The organism is Priestia sp. FSL W8-0001, assembly GCF_038050335.1.
GTDB lineage: Bacteria > Bacillota > Bacilli > Bacillales > Bacillaceae_H > Priestia > Priestia flexa.
Genome location: NZ_JBBPAL010000001.1, coordinates 1188880 through 1208765, shown reverse-complemented (window position 1 = coordinate 1208765; position 19886 = coordinate 1188880). Strand labels below are relative to the sequence as shown.

The following is a 19886-nucleotide window of genomic DNA, read 5'->3' as shown; positions in this document are numbered from 1 at the left end:
AAACGCTTAATGAATTACCCAATAATAATGCGTTCTTTTGGATAATGATAGTCTGGTTCTGTTTTTGGACGACGAAACATTAGAATAAATACGAGCATTCCAATTCGACCGATAAACATCAGAATAATAATGAGTATTTTCCCTACATCTGATAAGCCACTCGTGATTCCCATTGATAAGCCTGTCGTTCCAAAGGCTGAACACACTTCAAAAATAATCTCTGTTAAAGAAAACGACTCTGTGATTGTTAAAATAATAACAGAAGTGGAGCAGATAATAATGGCAAACATAGACACAGCTACAGATTTAGTAATATCATCTTCATGAATTTCTCGTCTAAAAATCTTTATTGTTTTACTTCCTCTTGCATAATAAAACAAAAATAAAATATTTAGAGCAAACGTGGTCGTCCGAATCCCTCCACCGACGGAGCTTGGAGATGCTCCAATGAACATCATGGCACTCATGATAAGCAGCGTCGGTAGCGTAAATTCACTAACATCCATCGTGGCTACTCCACCACTTCGGGTTGCGGCTGATTGAAAAAAGGCATAGAAGAATGCTTCATGCCAAGACTTCCCTGCCATAAACGCATTCTGTTCTAAAAGCAAAATTAACAAAGTTCCAACAGCTAACAAGGCTAAGAACATAATAGACGTTAATTTTGCAAAAAGAGAAAACTGAAACTTACGCTTTTCTTTACGCTTTAAAAAGAAGTGCTTAACTTCAATTAGAACTGGAAAACCAATTGCTCCTAGCGTAATTAAGAGCACCGTCACGACTTGAACAAAATAGTCGTTAGCATATGGAACAAACGAAGCTCCAGTTATATCAAACCCAGCGTTTGTTGTCGCACTAATAGATGAAAAAAAACCATGTAAAAATGCTTCTTTCCAATCTAAATAATATTGATGAAAGTGAAGCGTTAATACCAATGCACCAATTGCCTCAATGGCAAAAATAAGAAGCAGTACATTTCTCATTAAATTAACGAGTCCAGATAATTTGGACTGATTATGATCCATCATAATTAATTGTCGTTCTTTTAAGCCAATCTTTTTTCCAATTAAAAGCCAAATAAATGTACTTAGTGTCATAACACCGATTCCACCTATTTGAAAAATAAATGCTAAAATAAAATATCCGAATGTGCTAAACGTCTCAGCTGTTGAAACGGGCGTGAGGCCTGTTACGCTTACCGCGCTAACAGCAATAAATAAACGGTTAATTAAATCTAGCTCCACCCCTGGCTTTAATGCTGCTGGAATGCTTAAAAGTAAAAAACCAACCGTCACGGCCGTCAAATAAAAGCCGACAATAATTTGTGCTGAGGACATTTGCCTAATTCGATGTTTCCAATTTCGACGCATGATAGACATTCCTTTTTTTATAATACATAATAGCTTTCCCTTTTTTTGAATTTTTCTTCCTTATGTATTATTTTCTTTTACTCACTAAAAGAAGAGATAGCTTTATTTAGTATAAAAGAACAAGTGACCGTTGTCATTACCAAACAGGAATTTCAGTATAAAAAGTTCTTTTTCCCATTAATAATAAAAGCTGTACGTGCAGGAAAACCACTACACGTACAGCTTTTATTCTAGCTACATTTCGCTTATTAAAAAGTTTTACTTTGAACGCTTTTGTAGCCAATCACCAATTGTTGGGTACGTTTCTTTAACCGCTTTTGGACCAAATACAACTGAAACGTGTCCTGTTTGAAGAAGCTTATATTCTTTATCTTTGCTTGAAACAGCATCCATTAACGCAGCAACTTGATGAGGCATTGCAATGTGATCTCTGCTTGCAGCAATGTTAAGAATATTAGCCTTAATATTTTTTAAATCAACCTTTTGTCCACGAATATCTAGCTCGCCATTAATCAGCTTATTTTGCTGATAAAAATCTCGAATCCACTGACGATATGCTTCACCTGGGAACGGAATGCCATCGGCTACCCACTTTTGCATAAGCTTCCAGCTTTCAACAAAGCGTTGATTTTCTGAACGATCAACTAGCGTTACGTAAGGACCGTAGAAATTTGTAATTGGCTTTAGCATCTTATTACCAAAGTCAATCATTTCAGGTGGAATGTTACCTAGCGTATCGACGGCTTTATCTAAGTTAAAGTAGCGTTCATCTAGAAATGCGCCGTATAAACCAGTGTCTGAAAAATCAAACGGACTTGTCATAAAGATCAAGTTTTTAATTGGCAATTCATCATGTAAAGCCGCAAAGGCTGCCGTCATCGTACCACCCATACAATAACCTAACACGGACAAGTTAGGTGCTTTTGAGTGACGCAGTACTTTTTTTGCAGCGCGCGGAATGTAGTCCATGATATAATCATCCAATTTCATACCGCTATCTTCTACGCCAGGCGTACCCCAATCTAACAGGTACACATCAAAGCCACGCTCTAATAAATATTCCACTAGGCTATTGCCAGGTGTTAAATCGAGAATATATGGTTTATTGATAAGAGCATATACAAGTAAAATTGGCGTCTTGTGTAGTTTTTCTTGAGTTGGAGTGTAACGATATAGCTTCGCTTTATTCTTTTTCCAAATCACTTCTTTTGGTGTCAATCCTACCTCTGGCTCTGCTTCCGTTGTGACAATTTCATAAGCACGCTTAAAGCGTCGAGCTGAGCTTTTATATTCGCTAGGCATTGATTTGATTAACTTTTCCCATTCTTGGATATATGGAGTTGCCATGAAAACATCCACCTTTCTTTTTAATCATGAGCGAAAAAGCACAGCCCCGACAAAACGTCAGGGCTACTTTTATATGAACGAACAATTACATGTATAAGCCACCGTTAATGTTTAGTTGTTGACCTGTGATATAAGCTCCGTCTTTAACTAAGTACACAACGCCACGTGCAATTTCATTTACTTGACCAAAGCGGCGCTTTGGAATTTTCGCAACAATATTAGCACGTACTTCTTCTGGAATTGCCATTACCATTTCAGTTTCAATAAAACCAGGGCAGATAGCATTAACCGTTACGTTTGTTTTTGCTAACTCAAGTGCCAGCGACTTTGTGAAGCCTACCATACCAGCTTTTGCAGCTGCATAGTTTGTTTGACCGAACCCGCCTGCTTGACCGATAATAGATGAAATGTTAATGATGCGGCCTGCTTCTGCTTCTACTAAGTCACCTAAAGCAGCAGAAGTTGTGTTATACACACTATGTAAATTAACATCAATCACTTTCTTCCAATCTTCTTCTCCAAGCTTTTTGAAAGAACGATCGCGCGTAATACCAGCGTTATTTACTAAGATATCAAGCTGGCCAAACGCTGCTTTTGTTTCTTCAACAAGGTGTTTAGCTTGATCTGCATACGATACGTCCGCTTGAACAGCAATCGCTGAACCGCCGTTTTCTCTAATTTCATTGACAATAGCTTCTGCAGATTCTTTACTACTGTTATAGTTTACAGCTACCTTAACACCTTGTGATGCTAATTCACGTGTAATAGCCGCTCCAATTCCTTTAGATCCACCTGTTACGATTGCTACTTTACCTTGTAATTCTGTCATCAAAAATCCCCCCTGGCCTCATCAATTGTAATTGTTCTACATAAACAGTAGTATGATGTGTTTACTTGTCCCCTTGTCTTACTTTTGAGCCGGTTGCTCGCTCGGCTTTTCTACTTTTACTTGCTCCAACAGCTCAGCTTTTAGCTGTTCACCTTGCTCTTGAATTTGCTCTTGAATTAACTCTTGCAGCACAGCTTGCGTATCCTGCTGCTCTTCAAGCAGTGACAATACCTTATCTAGCTTTTTGTCTAACGACTTTACATCTGACTTCAGCTTAGTGACTTCACGCTTGAAAGCTGGACTATCTTGCTTGTCTTCAAGATCATCGAAACGATCTTCTAACGCCTCTACCTTTTCCTCTACATTAATAACAAGTGAAGCTACGTTTGCTACATCTTCCTTTGTTGGAATGTTGACCTGTTGAAAATAGCGCCCTGTTACTTCGTTAATAGCTTGTTGATACTGAAGGTTCATGTTCAGAACGTTTCCCATCATTTGTGAGAACTCTTCTCTGTTCATATTGTCTCCAATAACTTTTCCCCAGTAAGACTCAGTTTTGTCATATACGTCTTTCCATGCTTGAAACGGATCTAACATCTTTTGCTGTTCCAATTTTCCATCTCCTTTCCACGTAATTAAAAGTGATGGCTCTCAATATGCTCATGACGAAAACGCATGTGGACATATTAGGAAGCACGAAGTAAACGCAATCATTATCATCAATAAGAACGCTTACTATTGTTTAATTTGTTTTCTACTTGCGCCAACAAAATGTAAAAGTGTTAAAAATATCTTACGTATACTATTATAGAGTTGTTTGATACGATAAACAATTCCCAATATTTGATTATTTTTGAAAAGTTTTGACAGAAATTGTCGAAACCTTTTGTTTTTTTGTCGTTTTCTAAAAAAACCCAAGGGAATGATTGACTTTTATCTCATCTAGGTGTAAATTACACATATAGAGACAAATTACCAAAAAGGGGTGATTAACTTGAGTACAAGTAAAGAAGATAACGCCTCTGCTTCAAACTCCGCTAACCTTGAAAAATCGATTAGTGGTGCACCAAAAAACTTTATGATTCCTTTTTTATTACTGAGCCTTCGGGGTTGGAATTTACATGGTTATAAGCTAATTCAACAGCTAATGAGCTTTGGCTTTACATCCGTCGACCAAGGAAACGTATATCGCACCTTGAGACAGCTTGAAAAAGATAACCTTATTACTTCACAATGGGATACATCTGCTGAAGGACCAGCTCGACGTATCTACTCATTAACGGAAGCTGGCGAACAATACTTAACGATGTGGGCTTCATCATTAGAGCAATATCAAAATATGTTGGATTCATTCTTTTCCATGTATACAGACATGTTTTTTCCATTCAGCTCAGGTACAAAAAAAGATGAGAATCAAAAGTAATTTGCATGTACAAAAGGAGTCACGTAGTTTGATGCTGCGTTTCCTTATATAAAAATAACGGCTATTTCGCGAGCTAGCTGAAATGTTAAGCCTTACACCTACGACAAACACCACTAACGTTTCATAAATTTATTCTGTTCGCAAGCCAATCAACCGAGGAGGAATTTGATTATGGCAACAGTAAAGTATGAAACAGTAATCGATGCAATGTGGGATCAATGGACAAAAGGATTAGAAAACATCGCTGAAGGAAATAAGCAAGTTGAGCTTTGGACGTTAAAAACATTAGAGCAACAGCAAGAATTTGTCTCAAAAGCAGTTGAACAACTTCAAGAAGTTGATAAGCAATGGAAAGCTGAGCTTGAAAACCTTCAGAAAAGAACAGTTGAAAATTTACGTAAAACTGCAGGCAACGCTGTGGCAGACTCATACGAAGAGTGGACGAATCGCATGAGCGAAGCATTAAGCAAGCTACAATCATTATCTGTAAACCAAAGCAAAACTGGTTATACAATGGTGAAACAAGCACAAGAGCAATACCACCAAGTCATCACACAGCTACTAGAAGAGCAAAAGAAAACGCGTGAAGAGCTTCAACAAGTATCTGATGCGTACGTAGAGCAAGTAAAATCTCTACAAAAATCATTTGCTCAATCAGTTGATCAATATGCAGTTGTAAAATAAAACAAGAAAGCCTAACTTCTTCTGAAGTTGGGCTTTTTATTATCTCCTTCAAACCATTACCAGTATGGCAAGAAAACGAGAGTACATACTACGACTACAACGATAATTATTCGTTGAACTTAAAAAAGGAGAGAATGAAACCATGGCTAAATCAAATAAATTATTAGTTCCTGGCGTTGGACAATTTTTAGATCAATACAAAGCAGAAATCGCTCAAGAATTTGGAGTAACTTTAGGCTCTGATACGGTTGCTCGTAGCAACGGATCAGTTGGTGGCGAAATTACAAAACGTCTAGTACAACAAGCTCAAGCTCATTTAAACGGGCAAAACAAATAATTTTAACAACTTCATAACATGGCTAAAAGCAGGTGCTCTAGGCACCTGCTTTTCTCATGCAAAAAAGAGGGTGGGACATAACAAAACAAATTTCCAAAAAGAAGAACAATTCCTTTTCTCACCTCTTTACGTTGTTAGAATACGTTTGTTTTCACAATCAACAAAAAACCTGAATGATTAAAAGCGAGTAACTCTCAATCGTTCAGGTTTATCGTTGGCTGAATTACTTATGTCTCAGCCTCTTTGATTATTGATGATCTACTTTTTTCAATGCATCTTGTGCATCATCTGAACCTTCAATTTCACTTTGATTTTTACCTTTCGATAAGAACCAGCCGCCAACAGCAATTGCAATCAGCACGATCCAAAAGAAAAGTTTCCATCCTTTTGACTCTGGGAAATGCTCATCAACAATTGCTAATTCAGGGTGAGCAAGCGTATATACTGCTAATTTAACCCCTACCCAACCAACAATTAAGAACGCAGCCGTTTCTAAACCTGGGCGTTGATTTAATAATTTTACGAACCATGTTGCTGCAAAACGCATGATAATTAATCCAATTAATCCACCTGCAAAAATAACGGCGAACTGTCCACCATCTAGCCCACCAATCTTAGGTAGTGGAGTATTTGGAAGCGTGACAGCAAGAGCTACCGCTGCAAGAATTGAATCGACCGCAAACGCAATGTCTGCTAACTCTACTTTTAAAACAGTCATCCAAAAACCTGAACCCTTTTTTTCCTTTGTAACGGTTTCATCATGTTTTGACTTTTTCAAATAGCGCTTTACGAGGTGATTAATCGCGATAAACAGTAAATATACTGCTCCGATTGCCTGTACTTGCCAAACATCCACTAAGAACGAGATTGCAAATAGTGAACCAAAACGGAAGATAAATGCCCCCGCTAACCCGTAAAATAACGCTTTTTTACGCTGCTCTTCTGGTAAGTGCTTTACCATAATTGCCATTACAAGCGCATTATCGGCAGCTAAAATTCCTTCTAAGGCGATGAGAACAAGCAACACCCACCCATATTCTAATAACAATGATGCATCCATAAACATTCTCCTCTCTTTTCTCTCTTACTAATCTTTTTCCCTAATTCGGCAAAGAAAACACAAAAAGACCTTTGCCAAATATGGCAAAGGTCTTGCTAAGCATAAATAAACTCGTTATGCCAACAAAGCCGATGGACAGAATCCATGGAATGACGACTTTGTTTCAGGTTTCCCTGACGCTACTCCCCTTTACTCCTTAGACGAAGTAAGTGTATTAAGTTATTATCATAATACGTAACTTTTTCCAACTTGTCAATGGAAGAATAGTTATTTATTTCTTTCCATTCAGTATACGTGCTAACTTGTGTAAAAATGTCTCAAAATGGATGGGTTTGGTGATATAATCTTCAAGCCCCATGTTCACTTCTTTTTCAATATCATCTTGTAGTGCATTCGCTGTAACTGCCATCAACACCCATTTTTTATGAGGCGTGATGAGCTACTGCTTCTTTCAATTAAGTCTAAGGCTGTATAAGCAGCTAGAATGCCCACTACTATTGCCAGCAAAACGGTAAATAAATTATAATTCCCTTCCAGAGTCATTCGCTCCTTTCTCATAAGCAAGACGTAAAAACAGACGAACCGTTTCAAAGACTCGCCTGCTGTTACGTGCAAGTGTATTTAATTCAACTGTTAATTGACCATTAGATCATGGAGCTGCTTTTGCACTTCTTGAATTTTCAATTTCGAGATATGAGCATATTCATCAAAATTCAAAAAGTAGACTAGGTACGTTTCATTTCTAGGAGTAATATGAGAGACCTTTTCCAGATTAACAATATAAGATCGATGCGTTTGGCTAAAAACGTTTGGATCTAAATACATATAAATATCACTGATGTTTTCATATGTTTCATATGTTCTCAACTGTGTGAATATTAAACATTTCTTTCCTGATTTTTCAATAAAAACAATCTCGTTAATTGGTATATAGTAAGTAGATCCGTTAAATTTAACAGGTAATCGCTTTGCTCTTGATTTAGTTGAGTTGTCTTTTTCTTGTTTAGCAAGCGTTTTTTTAGCGCGCTCTAAAGCTACATATAAACGCTGATTTTCAATCGGTTTAATAATATAATCAAGCGCAGATAATTCGAAAGCTTCAACCGCAAACTGATCATACCCTGTTATAAAGATAAAGCGTAAATCTGGTTTAATCTTCAAACATTCTTTGACAGCTTCTAATCCGCTCATGCTCAGTATATTAATATCTACCAAAATAAGCTCTGGACTTTGTACCATTACTTGCTGAATTAACTCTTCACCATCCCTGCAAGAGCCAATGACATCAAAGCCAGGTACCTGAGAAATAAAATATTCTAAGATTTCAATTGAATCTATATTATCATCTGCAATTAATACTTTCACAAACGTCGCTCCTTCTAACATTCTTTCTAATCCTTTTACATTATCTATTCCGTCAAATTAAAAACAAAAATGAACATTTATGCTAAGGAGAAAAATCTCGCTAGTTTCTCTCAAATTTAGTAAGTATTTGGATATCAAAAGTGTAGCATATAACCGTAACAACATATATATGAGAAATGAACTAATCAATTCATAAACCAAGTCTATCATACTATACTTCTTCCACTTATGCATAAAGAAATGCCTAAAAATCGTATTTTTATATAGGTCTTTTTGACTATTAATAAGAGATGAAACAAAAACAAATAAGCCCACCAGAAGAATTCACTTCCGGTGAGCTATATGCTTCACATGCTTATTTGCCTTTTTTTACAATGTCTTGTGCTTGCTTTGATACAAAGAAGCGGCCGTTTTTATCTTGTACGACAACGCTATTCATTTCAATTTCTTTTCCATTCACAACCGCAATATTTTTGTTAACAGGAAACTCAACCGTACGCTTGTTTGATTTTACAACTAGTACAGGGTTTTGTGGATCTTGTTTATTTACTGTTACGTTAGCACCCTTAAATGCTTTTGTAGCTTCAATAAATAGCTCATCCGTTAGTTTATCTAAGTCGAAATTCATTGCTTTTGCCATATGCTTAGCAAGATCAGTATTATCGTAATGCCCCACAGGACGATCTACTCCGTATGAATATAAGAACATGTCTTCACCCGTATGCCCACCTGTCGTAAAGCCTAGGTTTGCACGATTTGCCAGCAGTTTAGATAATGTTACTCCAATTGCATTTTTATCTTTCGCTGCATCTAACTGTTTCTTTTCATCAACCGTTAAGTTGTCTAACCCGTATAAAGCAGCCACTTCTTCTTTGTTTGATAAGTCTTTATTTAGAGAGCCCATTGCACCTTCTAACGTCATTTTCGCTTTTTTCAACGGGTCAATGTACGCTGAAACAGGCGTTGTATCATAGTTTTTATCTGTATTTTTACTTCCGATTGAAATACCGCTATTACCGTGATCTGATACAACAATAACCATTGTATTTTTATCTTTTTTCGCAAACTCGACTGCTTTCCCTACTGCGTTATCAAAAGCTAACACGTCGCTTACCATTCCAACAGGATCGTTTGCATGTGCCGCCCAGTCTGGCTTACTGCCTTCAACGAATAAGAAAAATCCATCCTTGTCCTTTGAAAGCGTAGTAAGTGCTTTATCCGTCATTTCTGAAATTGTCGGCTCTTGGGGCTTTGTTTGTTTACGGTCCATTTCGTAAGCAAGCGCTGAATCTGAGAATGAACCCCAAATTTTATCTGATTTTGATTTCAATAACTCATCGCGATTTTCTACAAAATCATAGCCCTTTTCGTCAATTACTTCAACTAAGTTTTCACCGTCTTTACGGTTTTTACTACCTTCTCCTGTAACAAGTGATTGCTTACCACCACCGAGTACAACGTCTATGCCTTGGTATACTTGCTGCTCACCTAGTACATCAAAGTTATTACGATCGTGATGATGGGCTGAAAAACCAGCTGGCGTTGCGTGTTGAATTTCAGAAGTTGCCACAATTCCTGTTGCTTTTCCAGATAGCTTTGCTCCTTCTAGAACATTTGCAACGGGGCGGTACTTGTCTTCTTCTTTTATTTGTTCAACACCAGGTGTTGTGACAAGTGAAGGAAGCACTCCTACGTATCCAGAGTTAGATTTATTACCAGTAGCCAATGCTGTTCCTGCTGGTGCTGAATCCGTAATTGCTGATTCAGCTGAATAAGCGCGAACCCCTCCAGCCATTAACTGATCCATATGTAGAGGTGCACCTTTATACCATCTTGCTAATGTTGTTGTGCTTGAGCTTGTTCCGTCCGTTACCATCATAATAACGTTTTTTGGTTTTTTCTCCTGCTGTTTTGGCCCCTTCGCTTCAGTTTCCATTAATGCATTTCCTAATCCAAAAGAACCGAGTGCTACAGCACCAGCAAGCGTTGCCCCTAATAATTTCTTTTTCATTTCATCGTGCTCCCTTCGTATCGCTCTTTTTTCTACATGCTTAAATCTAACAATTTTTTGTAAATGCACTTTTATGGCAATGTAAAGATTCGTTAAAATCGCGTAAATCCCTGTTTACAAGCCAAAAAATCCTTCAAATGCACTAATCCTTCAGGAGAAAAGTTTCATCGCATAAAAAGGAAACACATGAACAAACTACCAATAACAGATGAGGATTGATGACAAGGAGATACTTATGTTCAAAAATTTATTTAAAAAGAACAATGCTGATCAACAACCAAAGAAAACCCTAGATGAAATTATTGAGCAATTTAGTAAATCCAGTGATTTTACAACGCTCGCTATTGGAGCTCAGCATAAGAAATACGTCATTACGTACTTTAAACAGCTCGTCCAGATGCAAAGCGTTGAAGATAAAATTATAAAGCCTATTCAGCTCATTGACTTTACGTTAACAAACGTCAACGAAGTCGAAAACGTATTACCGATTGAAGATATCTCTATCACCAAAGATACCCAAGAAATTTTGGAAAAGATGCTTCGCGGGTATGTTATGTTTCAGCTTCATACTGATGATAAAGAAGTTGCGTTAATTAAAGTTCAAAGCTTTGATACGGGATTTCGAACAGAGAATGAAACTGAAAATGAGTTTAGCGTTGTAGGTCCAAAGCTCGGATTTGTAGAAGACCTAGACGTTAATTTATATCTCATGCGAAAGACATTAATTTCTGAGCATTTGGTATTCAAGGAAATTACGGTCGGACAAAAGTCTAAAACTCGGGTAGTAATCGTTTATTTAGAGGACATCACGAACCCACAGCATGTAGATACCATGACAAAGTGCTTAGAGTCCCTTGACTTTGACGTTATTTTTGATAGTACCATGCTAGAGCAGCTCATTTCAGATAACTCCAATACTCCTTTTCCTTTGTTTTTAACAACGGAGCGAGTAGACCGCGTATTGTTTACCTTGCGAAACGGTCAAGTTGCTTTTTTCTCAAGCGGTTCTCCATATGCAGTGACGGGACCATCCACGCTGCTTGATTTTTTTATTTCACCTGAAGACTATTATTTACCGTGGGTGCTAGGCTCATTCTTTCGCTTAATTCGAATGTTTGGCGTACTTTTTTCTATTTTTGCAACGCCGCTATATGTTGCCGTTGTTACCTATCATTATGAAATGTTGCCAAAAGATTTACTGGGACCAATTATTTTCTCAAGAACAAATGTCCCTTTTCCTCCCGTAGTAGAAGTGTTGTTCTTAGAAATAACCATCGAACTGCTTAGAGAAGCCGGAGCCAGACTACCTTCTAAAGTCGGCCAAACGCTTGGAATCGTTGGGGGAATTGTTATTGGGCAAGCAACCGTTGAAGCTGCTTTAACTAGTAACGTTTTGCTCATTATTGTTTCTCTAACTGCGCTCGCATCGTTTACAACGCCAATTTTTAAGATGTCTAATACGATTCGACTTTTGCGCTTCCCTTTTGTACTGTTTGCAGCCTTGTATGGACTGGTCGGTATCATGTTTGGCTTTTGCTACTTAATCGTTCATTTAATTCGATTACAATCCCTGGGTATGCCTTATTTAGTTCCTGTCTATCCATTTCGAGCAAAAAGCCAACGAGATACGTTGCTTAGACTTCCATATAGCAAAACGGCAAAACGCCCTGGGTATTTAAGACCTTTAAGCTGGTTCCGCTATAATCCTGAAAAATCAAAAAAGAAACAAAATCTAGACCGAGAGTAAGCAAGGAGGATATACAGCAATGAAAAAATTAATAATTATAGCTTGTTGTAGCATCTTTCTAATTAGCTGTGCGGATCGAGAAGTGATTGATGAGATACAAGTCGTGAATGCGATAGGATTCGATTACGATAAGGACGAAGACAAGATTCGAGGAACCATTTTATATCCCATCTTTAAATATGGACCAACGGAAGAACCAAGCATCATTGCAGCCAAAGGCGATAGTTCTTTTGATGTCCCTCTCCATTTAAATGTTAAGTCTTCACTCCCTTTGGCATTTGGCCAATTGCGTAGCGTCATAATTGGTGAAGATTATGCCAAACACGGAATGCGCGATTTAGTCAATACGCTTGCTCGAAATCCTGACTTAGGGCGTACGATTAAAGTAGCCATCACAGATGGTAATGCACATGAGATGTTAAGCTCTGTTATGAGAAAGAAAATTAAAGATTATCAGTTTATCTCAAATCTAATTGACCAGAATATTAAAACTGAAAACCTACCGCGAACCAACTTACAAACGTTTTTATTTAGTTTTTTTAGCGACGACCGCGATCCTTTTTTACCGTTGTTATCCCAAGAAAAAGATGCAATTAAATTAGAAGGAGTTGCATTGTTTAAAAATGAAAAATACATTTCTTCAATCGATATGAAAGAGGCGTTTTTAATGAAGCTACTCCTGGATGGGACGAAGCACGGTCGCTATACAATGGATATGAAGCACAAAGGGCATTCAGGCGAAGTTATTTTAGAAAATCTGCGAACCAAAACGAATTACGAATTAAAAGGGAACCGTCATAATCCCATCATTGTTGTCCATTTAAATATTGACGGCCTTGTAAAAGAGTTTCCACAATGGCTGAAACTAACAAAGCCATCTAATGTCAATATGCTTGAGAAAAAGCTAACTACGAACTTAGAAAAAGACAGTGATCGCTTAATTAAAAAGCTGCAAAAGCTTGGCGTTGACCCCATTTGTTTTACGGATTACGTTCGTAGCCGTACGCGGAACTTTGACAGCCAACGCTTTAGAGAAAACTATTCGGACATGGATATCCATGTAAAAGCGCATGTGAATCTAGTTCAAACAGGCATTAGTCAGTAGGAGGGAACAACGTGGAAAACAATGTGAAAGAACAATTTCAAGTCTCTCCGTCTTTTCTGTTCTTTTTGATTCATTCCGTGCAAGTAGGGGTTGGAATGCTGGGGTTTCAAAGATATATTGTGAAGGGTGGCGGACATGACGCTTGGATTTCAGTTATTGCTTCTGGCTTAGCCGTCTCTGTGCTGTTTTGGATGTGCTTTTATGTACTAAAACGTGAAAATACGGATGTCATTGAAATTCATCGCCTGTATTTTGGAAAATGGATTGGCAATCTCTTTAATATCATCTTATGCCTATACTTTTTCTCTTTTGCAATCACGATTTATCGAACATATATTGAAGTCCTCCAAGTCTGGATGTTCCCGCGGCTCACCACTTGGAGTATTTCACTTATTTATCTTCCTCTCATTTATTATATTATTTCAGGTGGTTTTCGCGTCATTACAGGTATTGCATTCTTTGGAGTCGTCCTTCCATTACCTTTATTTTTTTCATTGTTTTATCCACTTTCGCTAGGCGAAGTAAATAATATCTTACCAATTTTAGATCATAGCTTTGGTGAGTTGTTTACTTCTTTTAAAACAATGACGTTTAGCTACTTGGGGTTTGAATCGATTTTATTTTTTTATCCCTACATTAAAAATGGACCCTCTAGTTACAAGTGGGGGCAAGCTGGCCTTTTATTTACAACAATTCTCTATACATTTTTAACAATTGTAACATTTGTTTATTTTAGTCAAGGGCAGCTTTTAAAAACGATTTGGCCGACGCTTACAATGGCTAAAATTATTGAGATTCCCTTTATTCAACGATTTGAATACGTTGTAATTTCATTATGGCTTCTTGTTGTTCTGCCAGCAATTTGTACAACCTTATGGTGCAGCGTTCGAGGGATGAGACGGACATTTCGAGGAAAGTCTACTATTTACCTATTGGTATTTATGCTAACCTTATTAGCTCTTTCAATTTTCTTTGATAATCGAAAAAACATTGACCTTTTAAATAATACCGTTTCTCAAATAGGGACATACGTTATTTATTTTTACATTCCTTTTCTATTTATTTTCAGCATTATTCGTTCGAAAATAAAAGGAAGCAAACGAACACCTGAACCACAGCAGGAACCTCAAAAAAAGAGTGAGTCACCTTCATCGTGACTCACTCTTTTTATTAGTTAAATAGCGCTACATATTCACCGTATCCCTCTTCTTCAAGCTTATCTTTAGGGACAAATCGAAGAGCGGCTGAGTTGATGCAATAGCGTAACCCTCCAGCTTCCGTCGGACCATCTTCAAAAACATGACCTAAATGTGAATTTGCAGTTTTACTACGCACTTCCGTTCGAACCATATTATGACTAACATCCATGTTTTCCTCTACCTCTTCCTTATTAATTGGCTTGGTAAAGGACGGCCAGCCGCACCCAGCATCATATTTATCTCGTGAGCTGAAGAGTGGTTCTCCAGAAACAATGTCTACATAGATTCCTTCTTCTGTATGATTCCAGAATTCATTTCGAAATGGAGGTTCGGTTGCGTCATTTTGTGTTACCTCGTATTGAATTGGCGTCAAGCGTTTTTTCAACTCTTCATCTCTACCGATATCTTTCCAGTTCTCTTTAATAAACCGATCGCGACCGGAACCTCGACGGTACATTGAATAGCGAAATTTATTCTTTTTGTAGTAATCTTGATGATACTCTTCCGCTTCATAAAACGGCTTTGCAGGTAAAATTTGAGTTACGATAGGGCTTGAAAAACGGCCGCTCTCTTCTAGCTGTTGCTTTGAAGCTTCCGCTAGCTGCTTTTGCTCATCATTATGATAAAAGATTGCTGTGCGATAAGAGTCTCCGCGATCAGCAAACTGTCCTCCTGGATCGGTTGGATCGATTTGAGGCCAGTAAAGCTCCAATAATTTTTCATATGGAAACACTTCGGGATCAAATGTAATTTGAATCGCTTCATAGTGTCCTGTCGTTTCTGAACATACTTCTTTATACGTTGGATTTTCAGTATGGCCTCCAGTATAGCCCGATACAACTTTTAGAATGCCTGGCTGTTCGTCAAACGGCTTTACCATGCACCAAAAGCAGCCTCCAGCAAACGTGGCTAATTGATGGTTAGATTGTGTCAACGAGAAGACCTCCTCTTGATTATTTATGTTTATTATACGACTGATTAATTGAGATACCAACTATCTTGCTTCACCGACTATTATGTATAGAAAAAAGGAAGCTATGAAGCCCCCTCTTCGTTACCCTGCCTTATTTTCATGTTCTTCGTTTTCTTTTTCATCTACGCGCTGACTCATTCGAAGCGGAATAGCTTTAATAAAGAACGTTAGGACTACACCCGTTACAACAATAAAACCAGCAGTTAGATAAACGCCTGTTAGTGAATAGCTTAGCGTTTCACGAAGAATAGATACAAAGCCATCAAATGCTTGTTGCATGGATGCTGGTACCTGTTTTTGAATATCTGCTAAGCGCGCAGGATCCATTAGTACCTGTGGATCTAGCCCCTGAAGTTTCGAAGCTAATTCAGGAGGAACAGATGCTCCGCTTACCTCTTCTGTCATATGGCTAGACATACGTGAGTTCATCATTGTTCCCATAATCGCAACCCCAACTGTACCACCAAGCTGACGGAACAATTGACTGGATGCTGTTGCTACACCTAGGTAGCGCTGTTCAACAGCATTTTGAATGATTAGCGTAAATACTGGGAAGCTCATTCCTAATCCTAAACCTACTAAAATATTGTTGATGATTACGTTTGTTGACGTCGAATCTTGATTCATTGCTGACAGTGAGAACATTCCTGCTGACATGATAGCTAAGCCAATGATTGCTAAACCTTTATACTTACCTGTTTTCGTAATATATTGTCCACCGAGCGTACTTGCAAGTACCATCGCAAGCGTCATTGGCATCATAATCAATCCAGACGCCGTTGCAGAACGACCGATAACACCTTGAATAAAGAACGGAATATACATCGCTGCTCCAAACATTCCAGCACCTAAAATAAACCCAACAACGTTTGAGAGCGTAAAGATGTTGTTACGGAATAAGTGAAGTGGTAATACCGGACTTTTTGCTTTTCGCTCGACCATAATAAAAATAGCTAACGATACAACGGTTCCAATAAACAAGCTGATGATTGGTGTTGACACCCAATCATACTTAGAACCAGCCCACGAGAACGCTAGTAGTAGCGGTACAATGGTTGTTGTTAAGAATAGTGAACCCGCATAGTCGACCTTTTCACCTTCTCGTTTTTCAACGCTTGGAAACAGCATCCAAATTAGAACGAATGCAACGATACCAAACGGTAAGAATACCCAGAAAACCCAGTGCCAGTTCGCATTATCAACAATCCAACCGCCAAGTGTTGGACCGAATACACTGGCTAAACCAAAGACTGAGCTTAGTAACCCTTGCCAACGACCGCGCTCACGCGGCGTAAATAAATCTCCAACTGCTGTAAATGCAGTCGACATAATTAAACCTCCACCAAGGCCTTGAACAGCTCGGAAGATGATCAATTGAATCATTGTATTTGAAAAACCTGCACATAGTGAACCGATGATGAAAATACCGATACCTGTTAAAATAAACGGCTTGCGTCCGTAAATATCTGAAAGCTTCCCTACTAAAATAGCTGTGATACTGGAAGCTAACATAAAGCTTGTAAATACCCAGCTATAATACTCAATTCCCTGTAGCTCAGCAATAATACGTGGCAATGCAGTACCCACAATCGTTTGGTTTACGGCTGTAAACAGCATTGCTGACATAATTGCAATCATAATGGCTACTTTTTTTCGATGTTCTAAATGTTCCATATGTCTACTCCTTTCGGTAACTAAATAATTCACCTAGTGAATCATTTTTTCGGCGTACCTGTCTCTTAGTTTGACTGTCGCTCCGCAGAACGATCAATTTTTTGAAATAATGTATTCATAATTTGAATTTCCTCATTTGTAAAATCGTTAAACCGTTCAAAAAAATATGCTCTTTTTTTTGCTTCAATTTCCTCAAATATAGCATGCCCTTTTTCAGTAATGACAATTTCAACAATTCTTCGATCTGCTTCTGACTTTTTCCGTTCCACATACCCTTTAGATAAAAGCAAATCCGTCAAAGCCGTAATATGACTAGCGGATACCTGCAGGTGCTTTGAAATGTCCGTTGATTTTTGAGGACCTTCATTTCTTAACATGCGAAGAATCATAAAAGCATTAGTTGATAGCTCCGAATCAAATACGCTGTTAATTTCTTGTCGAAGCTGACGAAATACACTGCGAAACAACAACTCCATTTCATGGAGAAGCTCATGACGTTCTTTCACTATACACACTCCTTCCTTTTACTTATATGATTAAAAAGTTAATAAAATATTTATTTCACTTAGTTAACTAAAATAGTTTTATCAAATAAACATGCTTATCGTCAAGATAAAACTTCCTAAAAGATAGTATTTTCTTTTTTCAGAAAAAAAGCCATAAAAAAAAAACATGCTTGCGATAAGCGTAAGCATGTCTAATACGTAAATAATCCTGTTAAAAACGTGCGCCATTTTGGAGGCTTTTTCGCGGCTGCAAACTGACTGTCTTTTAAGCGCGTTTCAAATTCCTCTACCTTTGCTTGGAGCTTTATCATCTTTTTCGTTAACTGATCAATTTCTTTTCGGTGCTCAAGAAGCTGAAACGTGACCACTTCTCCTGCTTTTTCTTCCGTTCTTTTTTCATTTTCAATTAAGCGCATTAATAGCTGGTCAATTTGCCGTTGCATTTCTTGATTAGGCTCTTCTACTTCTTTGTGCTTTGCAGACTGATAAGCCTCAAGCTTTTCTTGCAGTACAGATACCTGAGCTTCTACATCATGTAGCTTTTGGTTGTCCTTATCATCAACCGCTACTGAAGCCGCCACTTCTTCATGAGCTGACCACTTCTCATAAAGTTCATCCATTTGTTTTTGAAGCTGCTCAATGCGATCATCACTTGCTTCAACCACTTTCACAACCGCTTGTCGATTCCGATTGTTCTTAAACTCCTCAAGCTTCGTAACATTTTCTTCTGTAAACTCCCAGTGTCCAGCATCATTTCGTTGAATATCAATGTCTGCAAGCTTTGCCCATTTCAAAACCGTACTCGGATGAATTCCTAACTGTTTGGCCACGTCAAGCGTTTTTATTGCCATCGTAATCCCTCCATCTTCTTGTTATACTAGCAACTTCGCTACGAAACAAAGATTCCCTTCATTCGTGACAAAACTAGAAGGAATTCGGCAAAGAAAGTGGGAATTCAACAAAGAAGGAGCTGGAACATAACGAAATAATCCCTTCTCAAAGACGAAACATTATTTCTTCAACATCACTAGGTTGTAAGAACAAGCTCGTTCTATTACGCTACGGACACTCGCTTTTCGCGGGGAGGAAGCTGAACCTCTACATTTTTGGTTTTAATTACATACGAAACACTCTTATTCCATTTCGTTTCAACAAACCAGTCAAACGGCACTTATTACGAAAGGAAACTTAGACCTATTACAGCAACATTACTTCTAAAGGAGCTTGTTTGTATGAAATATCTCTTATTAATAACAGCTCTATGTACCACAGCTGTTTTACTCTTCAAACCATTATCCACTTGGACCATCATATTTATCTGTACAGTCATGTGGAGCAGCGTATATGTGTACATGAAACGAGTTTCTTTTACCCATCCTATTTCGTGGATTTCATGCACGTTCTCAATTTGTATAGTCAGCGGCATGTGGTGTACTAACTCACCTTTACTACTCCTACTATTACTGGCTGTGCTATTGATGTACTATTTTGAAATCGCAAGCGGACATAATTACCTATTCTCGATTAGTAAACGCGAACTTTCAGCATCAGCTGAACTCTCAAAAGTAAATGAAGTATTCCAACAAATTCGGGCTGAGCGACATGATTTTATGAAGCATATTAGCGCCGTGTCCTACCTTATGGATAGTAAGCAACATCAAAAAGCCAATGCATATATGCAGCAATATGTGGATGCACTTCAGAACACCAATACATACATGCAAGGCGAAAGCGGACATATCGCTTCCATGCTATATCAATGGAAACAACAAGCAGCCCAAGATAACATTGAGCTAGTCTTTCAGTTTGAAAACCCGTTATCACAGCTTCCTATCACAAAGCTTAATCAAATGAACCTATTGGTAAACCTTTTGGAAAATGCCTTTGATGCGGCACGGTGCACAGACGAGAAGTATATTTGTATTAAATCTCTAGTTAAAAGTGGAATTTATATACTGGAAGTGACCAATTCCACACCTCCACTCTCTAATGAGCTGCAGGATCAACTATTCAAACAGTTTAACAAAACCACCAAATCAGGAAGCCATGAAGGACTTGGAACGTTTGTCATTCATGAGCTAGTTCGGCACTCTAACGGCTATCTGGATTATCTTTATTACCACCAGCGTTTAACCGTTAAACTGAAGTTTCCAATTGTTGTATAGCCTTTTAATTTGTTAGCAATCGTACAAACTAATGATACACGCTGGCAAAAGTCCACCTTGTGAAATCATAGGTAAAATAATATTCTTTTTT

Annotated in this window: 19 protein-coding genes and 1 riboswitch; of the genes, 7 read left to right on the top strand and 12 right to left on the bottom strand. The window is 38.0% G+C overall.

Features of this window, described 5'->3' with window-relative positions:
- Positions 1–14 precede the first annotated feature (14 nt).
- The 4 genes from MKZ18_RS06330 to phaR all read right to left on the bottom strand — a co-directional run bounded on the left by MKZ18_RS06330 (position 15) and on the right by phaR (position 4158).
- Entirely contained in the window at positions 15–1421 is a 1407-nt protein-coding gene (locus MKZ18_RS06330; protein ID WP_340842993.1) for a TrkH family potassium uptake protein, read from the bottom strand.
- Between the two features lie 207 nt (positions 1422–1628).
- Positions 1629–2717, bottom strand: a complete 1089-nt coding sequence (locus tag MKZ18_RS06325) for a class III poly(R)-hydroxyalkanoic acid synthase subunit PhaC (RefSeq protein ID WP_025909636.1) — start codon at positions 2715–2717, stop codon at positions 1629–1631.
- A gap of 85 nt (positions 2718–2802) precedes the next feature.
- Positions 2803–3546, bottom strand: a complete 744-nt coding sequence (locus tag MKZ18_RS06320) for a 3-oxoacyl-ACP reductase (RefSeq protein ID WP_025909637.1) — start codon at positions 3544–3546, stop codon at positions 2803–2805.
- A gap of 78 nt (positions 3547–3624) precedes the next feature.
- On the bottom strand, positions 3625–4158 hold the full coding sequence (phaR, locus tag MKZ18_RS06315) for a polyhydroxyalkanoic acid synthase subunit PhaR (protein ID WP_025909638.1): 534 nt from the start codon (positions 4156–4158) through the stop codon (positions 3625–3627).
- A gap of 382 nt (positions 4159–4540) precedes the next feature.
- On the opposite strand from phaR, the gene phaQ reads away from it, so the two are divergent.
- From phaQ to MKZ18_RS06300, 3 genes are all read left to right on the top strand, one after another.
- Positions 4541–4969, top strand: a complete 429-nt coding sequence (gene phaQ / locus MKZ18_RS06310; protein ID WP_025909639.1) for a poly-beta-hydroxybutyrate-responsive repressor — start codon at positions 4541–4543, stop codon at positions 4967–4969.
- Positions 4970–5140: 171 nt separating this feature from the next.
- Positions 5141–5653, top strand: coding sequence for a polyhydroxyalkanoic acid inclusion protein PhaP (gene phaP, locus MKZ18_RS06305; RefSeq protein WP_025909640.1), 513 nt, complete (start codon positions 5141–5143; stop codon positions 5651–5653).
- Positions 5654–5795: 142 nt separating this feature from the next.
- Entirely contained in the window at positions 5796–5990 is a 195-nt protein-coding gene (locus tag MKZ18_RS06300; protein ID WP_025910214.1) for an alpha/beta-type small acid-soluble spore protein, read from the top strand.
- A 247-nt stretch (positions 5991–6237) separates the two neighbouring features.
- On the opposite strand, the gene MKZ18_RS06295 is transcribed toward MKZ18_RS06300, so the two are convergent.
- The 4 genes from MKZ18_RS06295 to MKZ18_RS06280 form a co-directional block, all read right to left on the bottom strand.
- Positions 6238–7050, bottom strand: a complete 813-nt coding sequence (locus MKZ18_RS06295; protein WP_061785087.1) for a TerC family protein — start codon at positions 7048–7050, stop codon at positions 6238–6240.
- A gap of 97 nt (positions 7051–7147) precedes the next feature.
- Positions 7148–7250: riboswitch (yybP-ykoY riboswitch) on the bottom strand.
- A gap of 71 nt (positions 7251–7321) precedes the next feature.
- On the bottom strand, positions 7322–7459 hold the full coding sequence (locus MKZ18_RS06290) for a hypothetical protein (protein WP_156413467.1): 138 nt from the start codon (positions 7457–7459) through the stop codon (positions 7322–7324).
- Between the two features lie 224 nt (positions 7460–7683).
- Positions 7684–8436, bottom strand: a complete 753-nt coding sequence (locus MKZ18_RS06285) for a response regulator (RefSeq protein ID WP_061785088.1) — start codon at positions 8434–8436, stop codon at positions 7684–7686.
- A gap of 334 nt (positions 8437–8770) precedes the next feature.
- Positions 8771–10426: an alkaline phosphatase gene (locus MKZ18_RS06280; protein WP_061785089.1), complete on the bottom strand. Its 1656-nt coding sequence runs from the start codon at positions 10424–10426 to the stop codon at positions 8771–8773.
- 235 nt (positions 10427–10661) lie between these two features.
- On the opposite strand from MKZ18_RS06280, the gene MKZ18_RS06275 reads away from it, so the two are divergent.
- Genes MKZ18_RS06275 through MKZ18_RS06265 form a run of 3 tightly spaced genes read left to right on the top strand, consistent with a single transcriptional unit; the run spans position 10662 to position 14435 of the window.
- Entirely contained in the window at positions 10662–12173 is a 1512-nt protein-coding gene (locus MKZ18_RS06275; RefSeq protein WP_340842796.1) for a spore germination protein, read from the top strand.
- A gap of 19 nt (positions 12174–12192) precedes the next feature.
- Positions 12193–13278: a Ger(x)C family spore germination protein gene (locus tag MKZ18_RS06270; protein ID WP_340842797.1), complete on the top strand. Its 1086-nt coding sequence runs from the start codon at positions 12193–12195 to the stop codon at positions 13276–13278.
- A gap of 11 nt (positions 13279–13289) precedes the next feature.
- Entirely contained in the window at positions 13290–14435 is a 1146-nt protein-coding gene (locus MKZ18_RS06265; RefSeq protein WP_163070698.1) for a GerAB/ArcD/ProY family transporter, read from the top strand.
- Positions 14436–14448: 13 nt separating this feature from the next.
- Here the strand turns inward: MKZ18_RS06265 and msrA are convergent, their stop codons facing one another.
- The 4 genes from msrA to MKZ18_RS06245 all read right to left on the bottom strand — a co-directional run bounded on the left by msrA (position 14449) and on the right by MKZ18_RS06245 (position 18481).
- Entirely contained in the window at positions 14449–15411 is a 963-nt protein-coding gene (gene msrA / locus MKZ18_RS06260) for a peptide-methionine (S)-S-oxide reductase MsrA (protein WP_025910207.1), read from the bottom strand.
- Positions 15412–15531: 120 nt separating this feature from the next.
- A complete protein-coding gene (locus tag MKZ18_RS06255; protein WP_341344513.1) occupies positions 15532–17124 on the bottom strand; it encodes an MDR family MFS transporter in 1593 nt (530 codons plus the stop codon).
- A 65-nt stretch (positions 17125–17189) separates the two neighbouring features.
- Positions 17190–17630: a MarR family winged helix-turn-helix transcriptional regulator gene (locus MKZ18_RS06250; protein WP_025910204.1), complete on the bottom strand. Its 441-nt coding sequence runs from the start codon at positions 17628–17630 to the stop codon at positions 17190–17192.
- Positions 17631–17821: 191 nt separating this feature from the next.
- Positions 17822–18481 (bottom strand): MerR family transcriptional regulator, encoded by a 660-nt coding sequence (locus MKZ18_RS06245; RefSeq protein WP_025910203.1) that lies wholly within the window; start codon positions 18479–18481, stop codon positions 17822–17824.
- Between the two features lie 381 nt (positions 18482–18862).
- Between MKZ18_RS06245 and MKZ18_RS06240 the strand changes: the two genes are divergently transcribed.
- Complete coding sequence (locus tag MKZ18_RS06240; RefSeq protein WP_340842802.1) at positions 18863–19795, top strand: sensor histidine kinase; 933 nt, start codon at positions 18863–18865, stop codon at positions 19793–19795.
- The last annotated feature ends 91 nt before the right edge of the window (positions 19796–19886 follow it).

Excerpts from the sequence above, each read along its gene's own strand:
- MKZ18_RS06325 (WP_025909636.1), bottom strand. The coding sequence starts at position 2,717 with ATGGCAACTCCATATATCCAAGAATGGGAAAAGTTAATCAAATCAATG.
- MKZ18_RS06320 (WP_025909637.1), bottom strand. The coding sequence starts at position 3,546 with ATGACAGAATTACAAGGTAAAGTAGCAATCGTAACAGGTGGATCTAAA.
- phaP (WP_025909640.1), top strand. The coding sequence starts at position 5,141 with ATGGCAACAGTAAAGTATGAAACAGTAATCGATGCAATGTGGGATCAA.
- MKZ18_RS06300 (WP_025910214.1), top strand. The coding sequence starts at position 5,796 with ATGGCTAAATCAAATAAATTATTAGTTCCTGGCGTTGGACAATTTTTA.
- MKZ18_RS06295 (WP_061785087.1), bottom strand. The coding sequence starts at position 7,050 with ATGGATGCATCATTGTTATTAGAATATGGGTGGGTGTTGCTTGTTCTC.
- MKZ18_RS06290 (WP_156413467.1), bottom strand. The coding sequence starts at position 7,459 with ATGGCAGTTACAGCGAATGCACTACAAGATGATATTGAAAAAGAAGTG.
- MKZ18_RS06285 (WP_061785088.1), bottom strand. The coding sequence starts at position 8,436 with ATGTTAGAAGGAGCGACGTTTGTGAAAGTATTAATTGCAGATGATAAT.
- MKZ18_RS06280 (WP_061785089.1), bottom strand. The coding sequence starts at position 10,426 with ATGAAAAAGAAATTATTAGGGGCAACGCTTGCTGGTGCTGTAGCACTC.
- MKZ18_RS06275 (WP_340842796.1), top strand. The coding sequence starts at position 10,662 with ATGTTCAAAAATTTATTTAAAAAGAACAATGCTGATCAACAACCAAAG.
- MKZ18_RS06270 (WP_340842797.1), top strand. The coding sequence starts at position 12,193 with ATGAAAAAATTAATAATTATAGCTTGTTGTAGCATCTTTCTAATTAGC.
- MKZ18_RS06255 (WP_341344513.1), bottom strand. The coding sequence starts at position 17,124 with ATGGAACATTTAGAACATCGAAAAAAAGTAGCCATTATGATTGCAATT.
- MKZ18_RS06245 (WP_025910203.1), bottom strand. The coding sequence starts at position 18,481 with ATGGCAATAAAAACGCTTGACGTGGCCAAACAGTTAGGAATTCATCCG.
- MKZ18_RS06240 (WP_340842802.1), top strand. The coding sequence starts at position 18,863 with ATGAAATATCTCTTATTAATAACAGCTCTATGTACCACAGCTGTTTTA.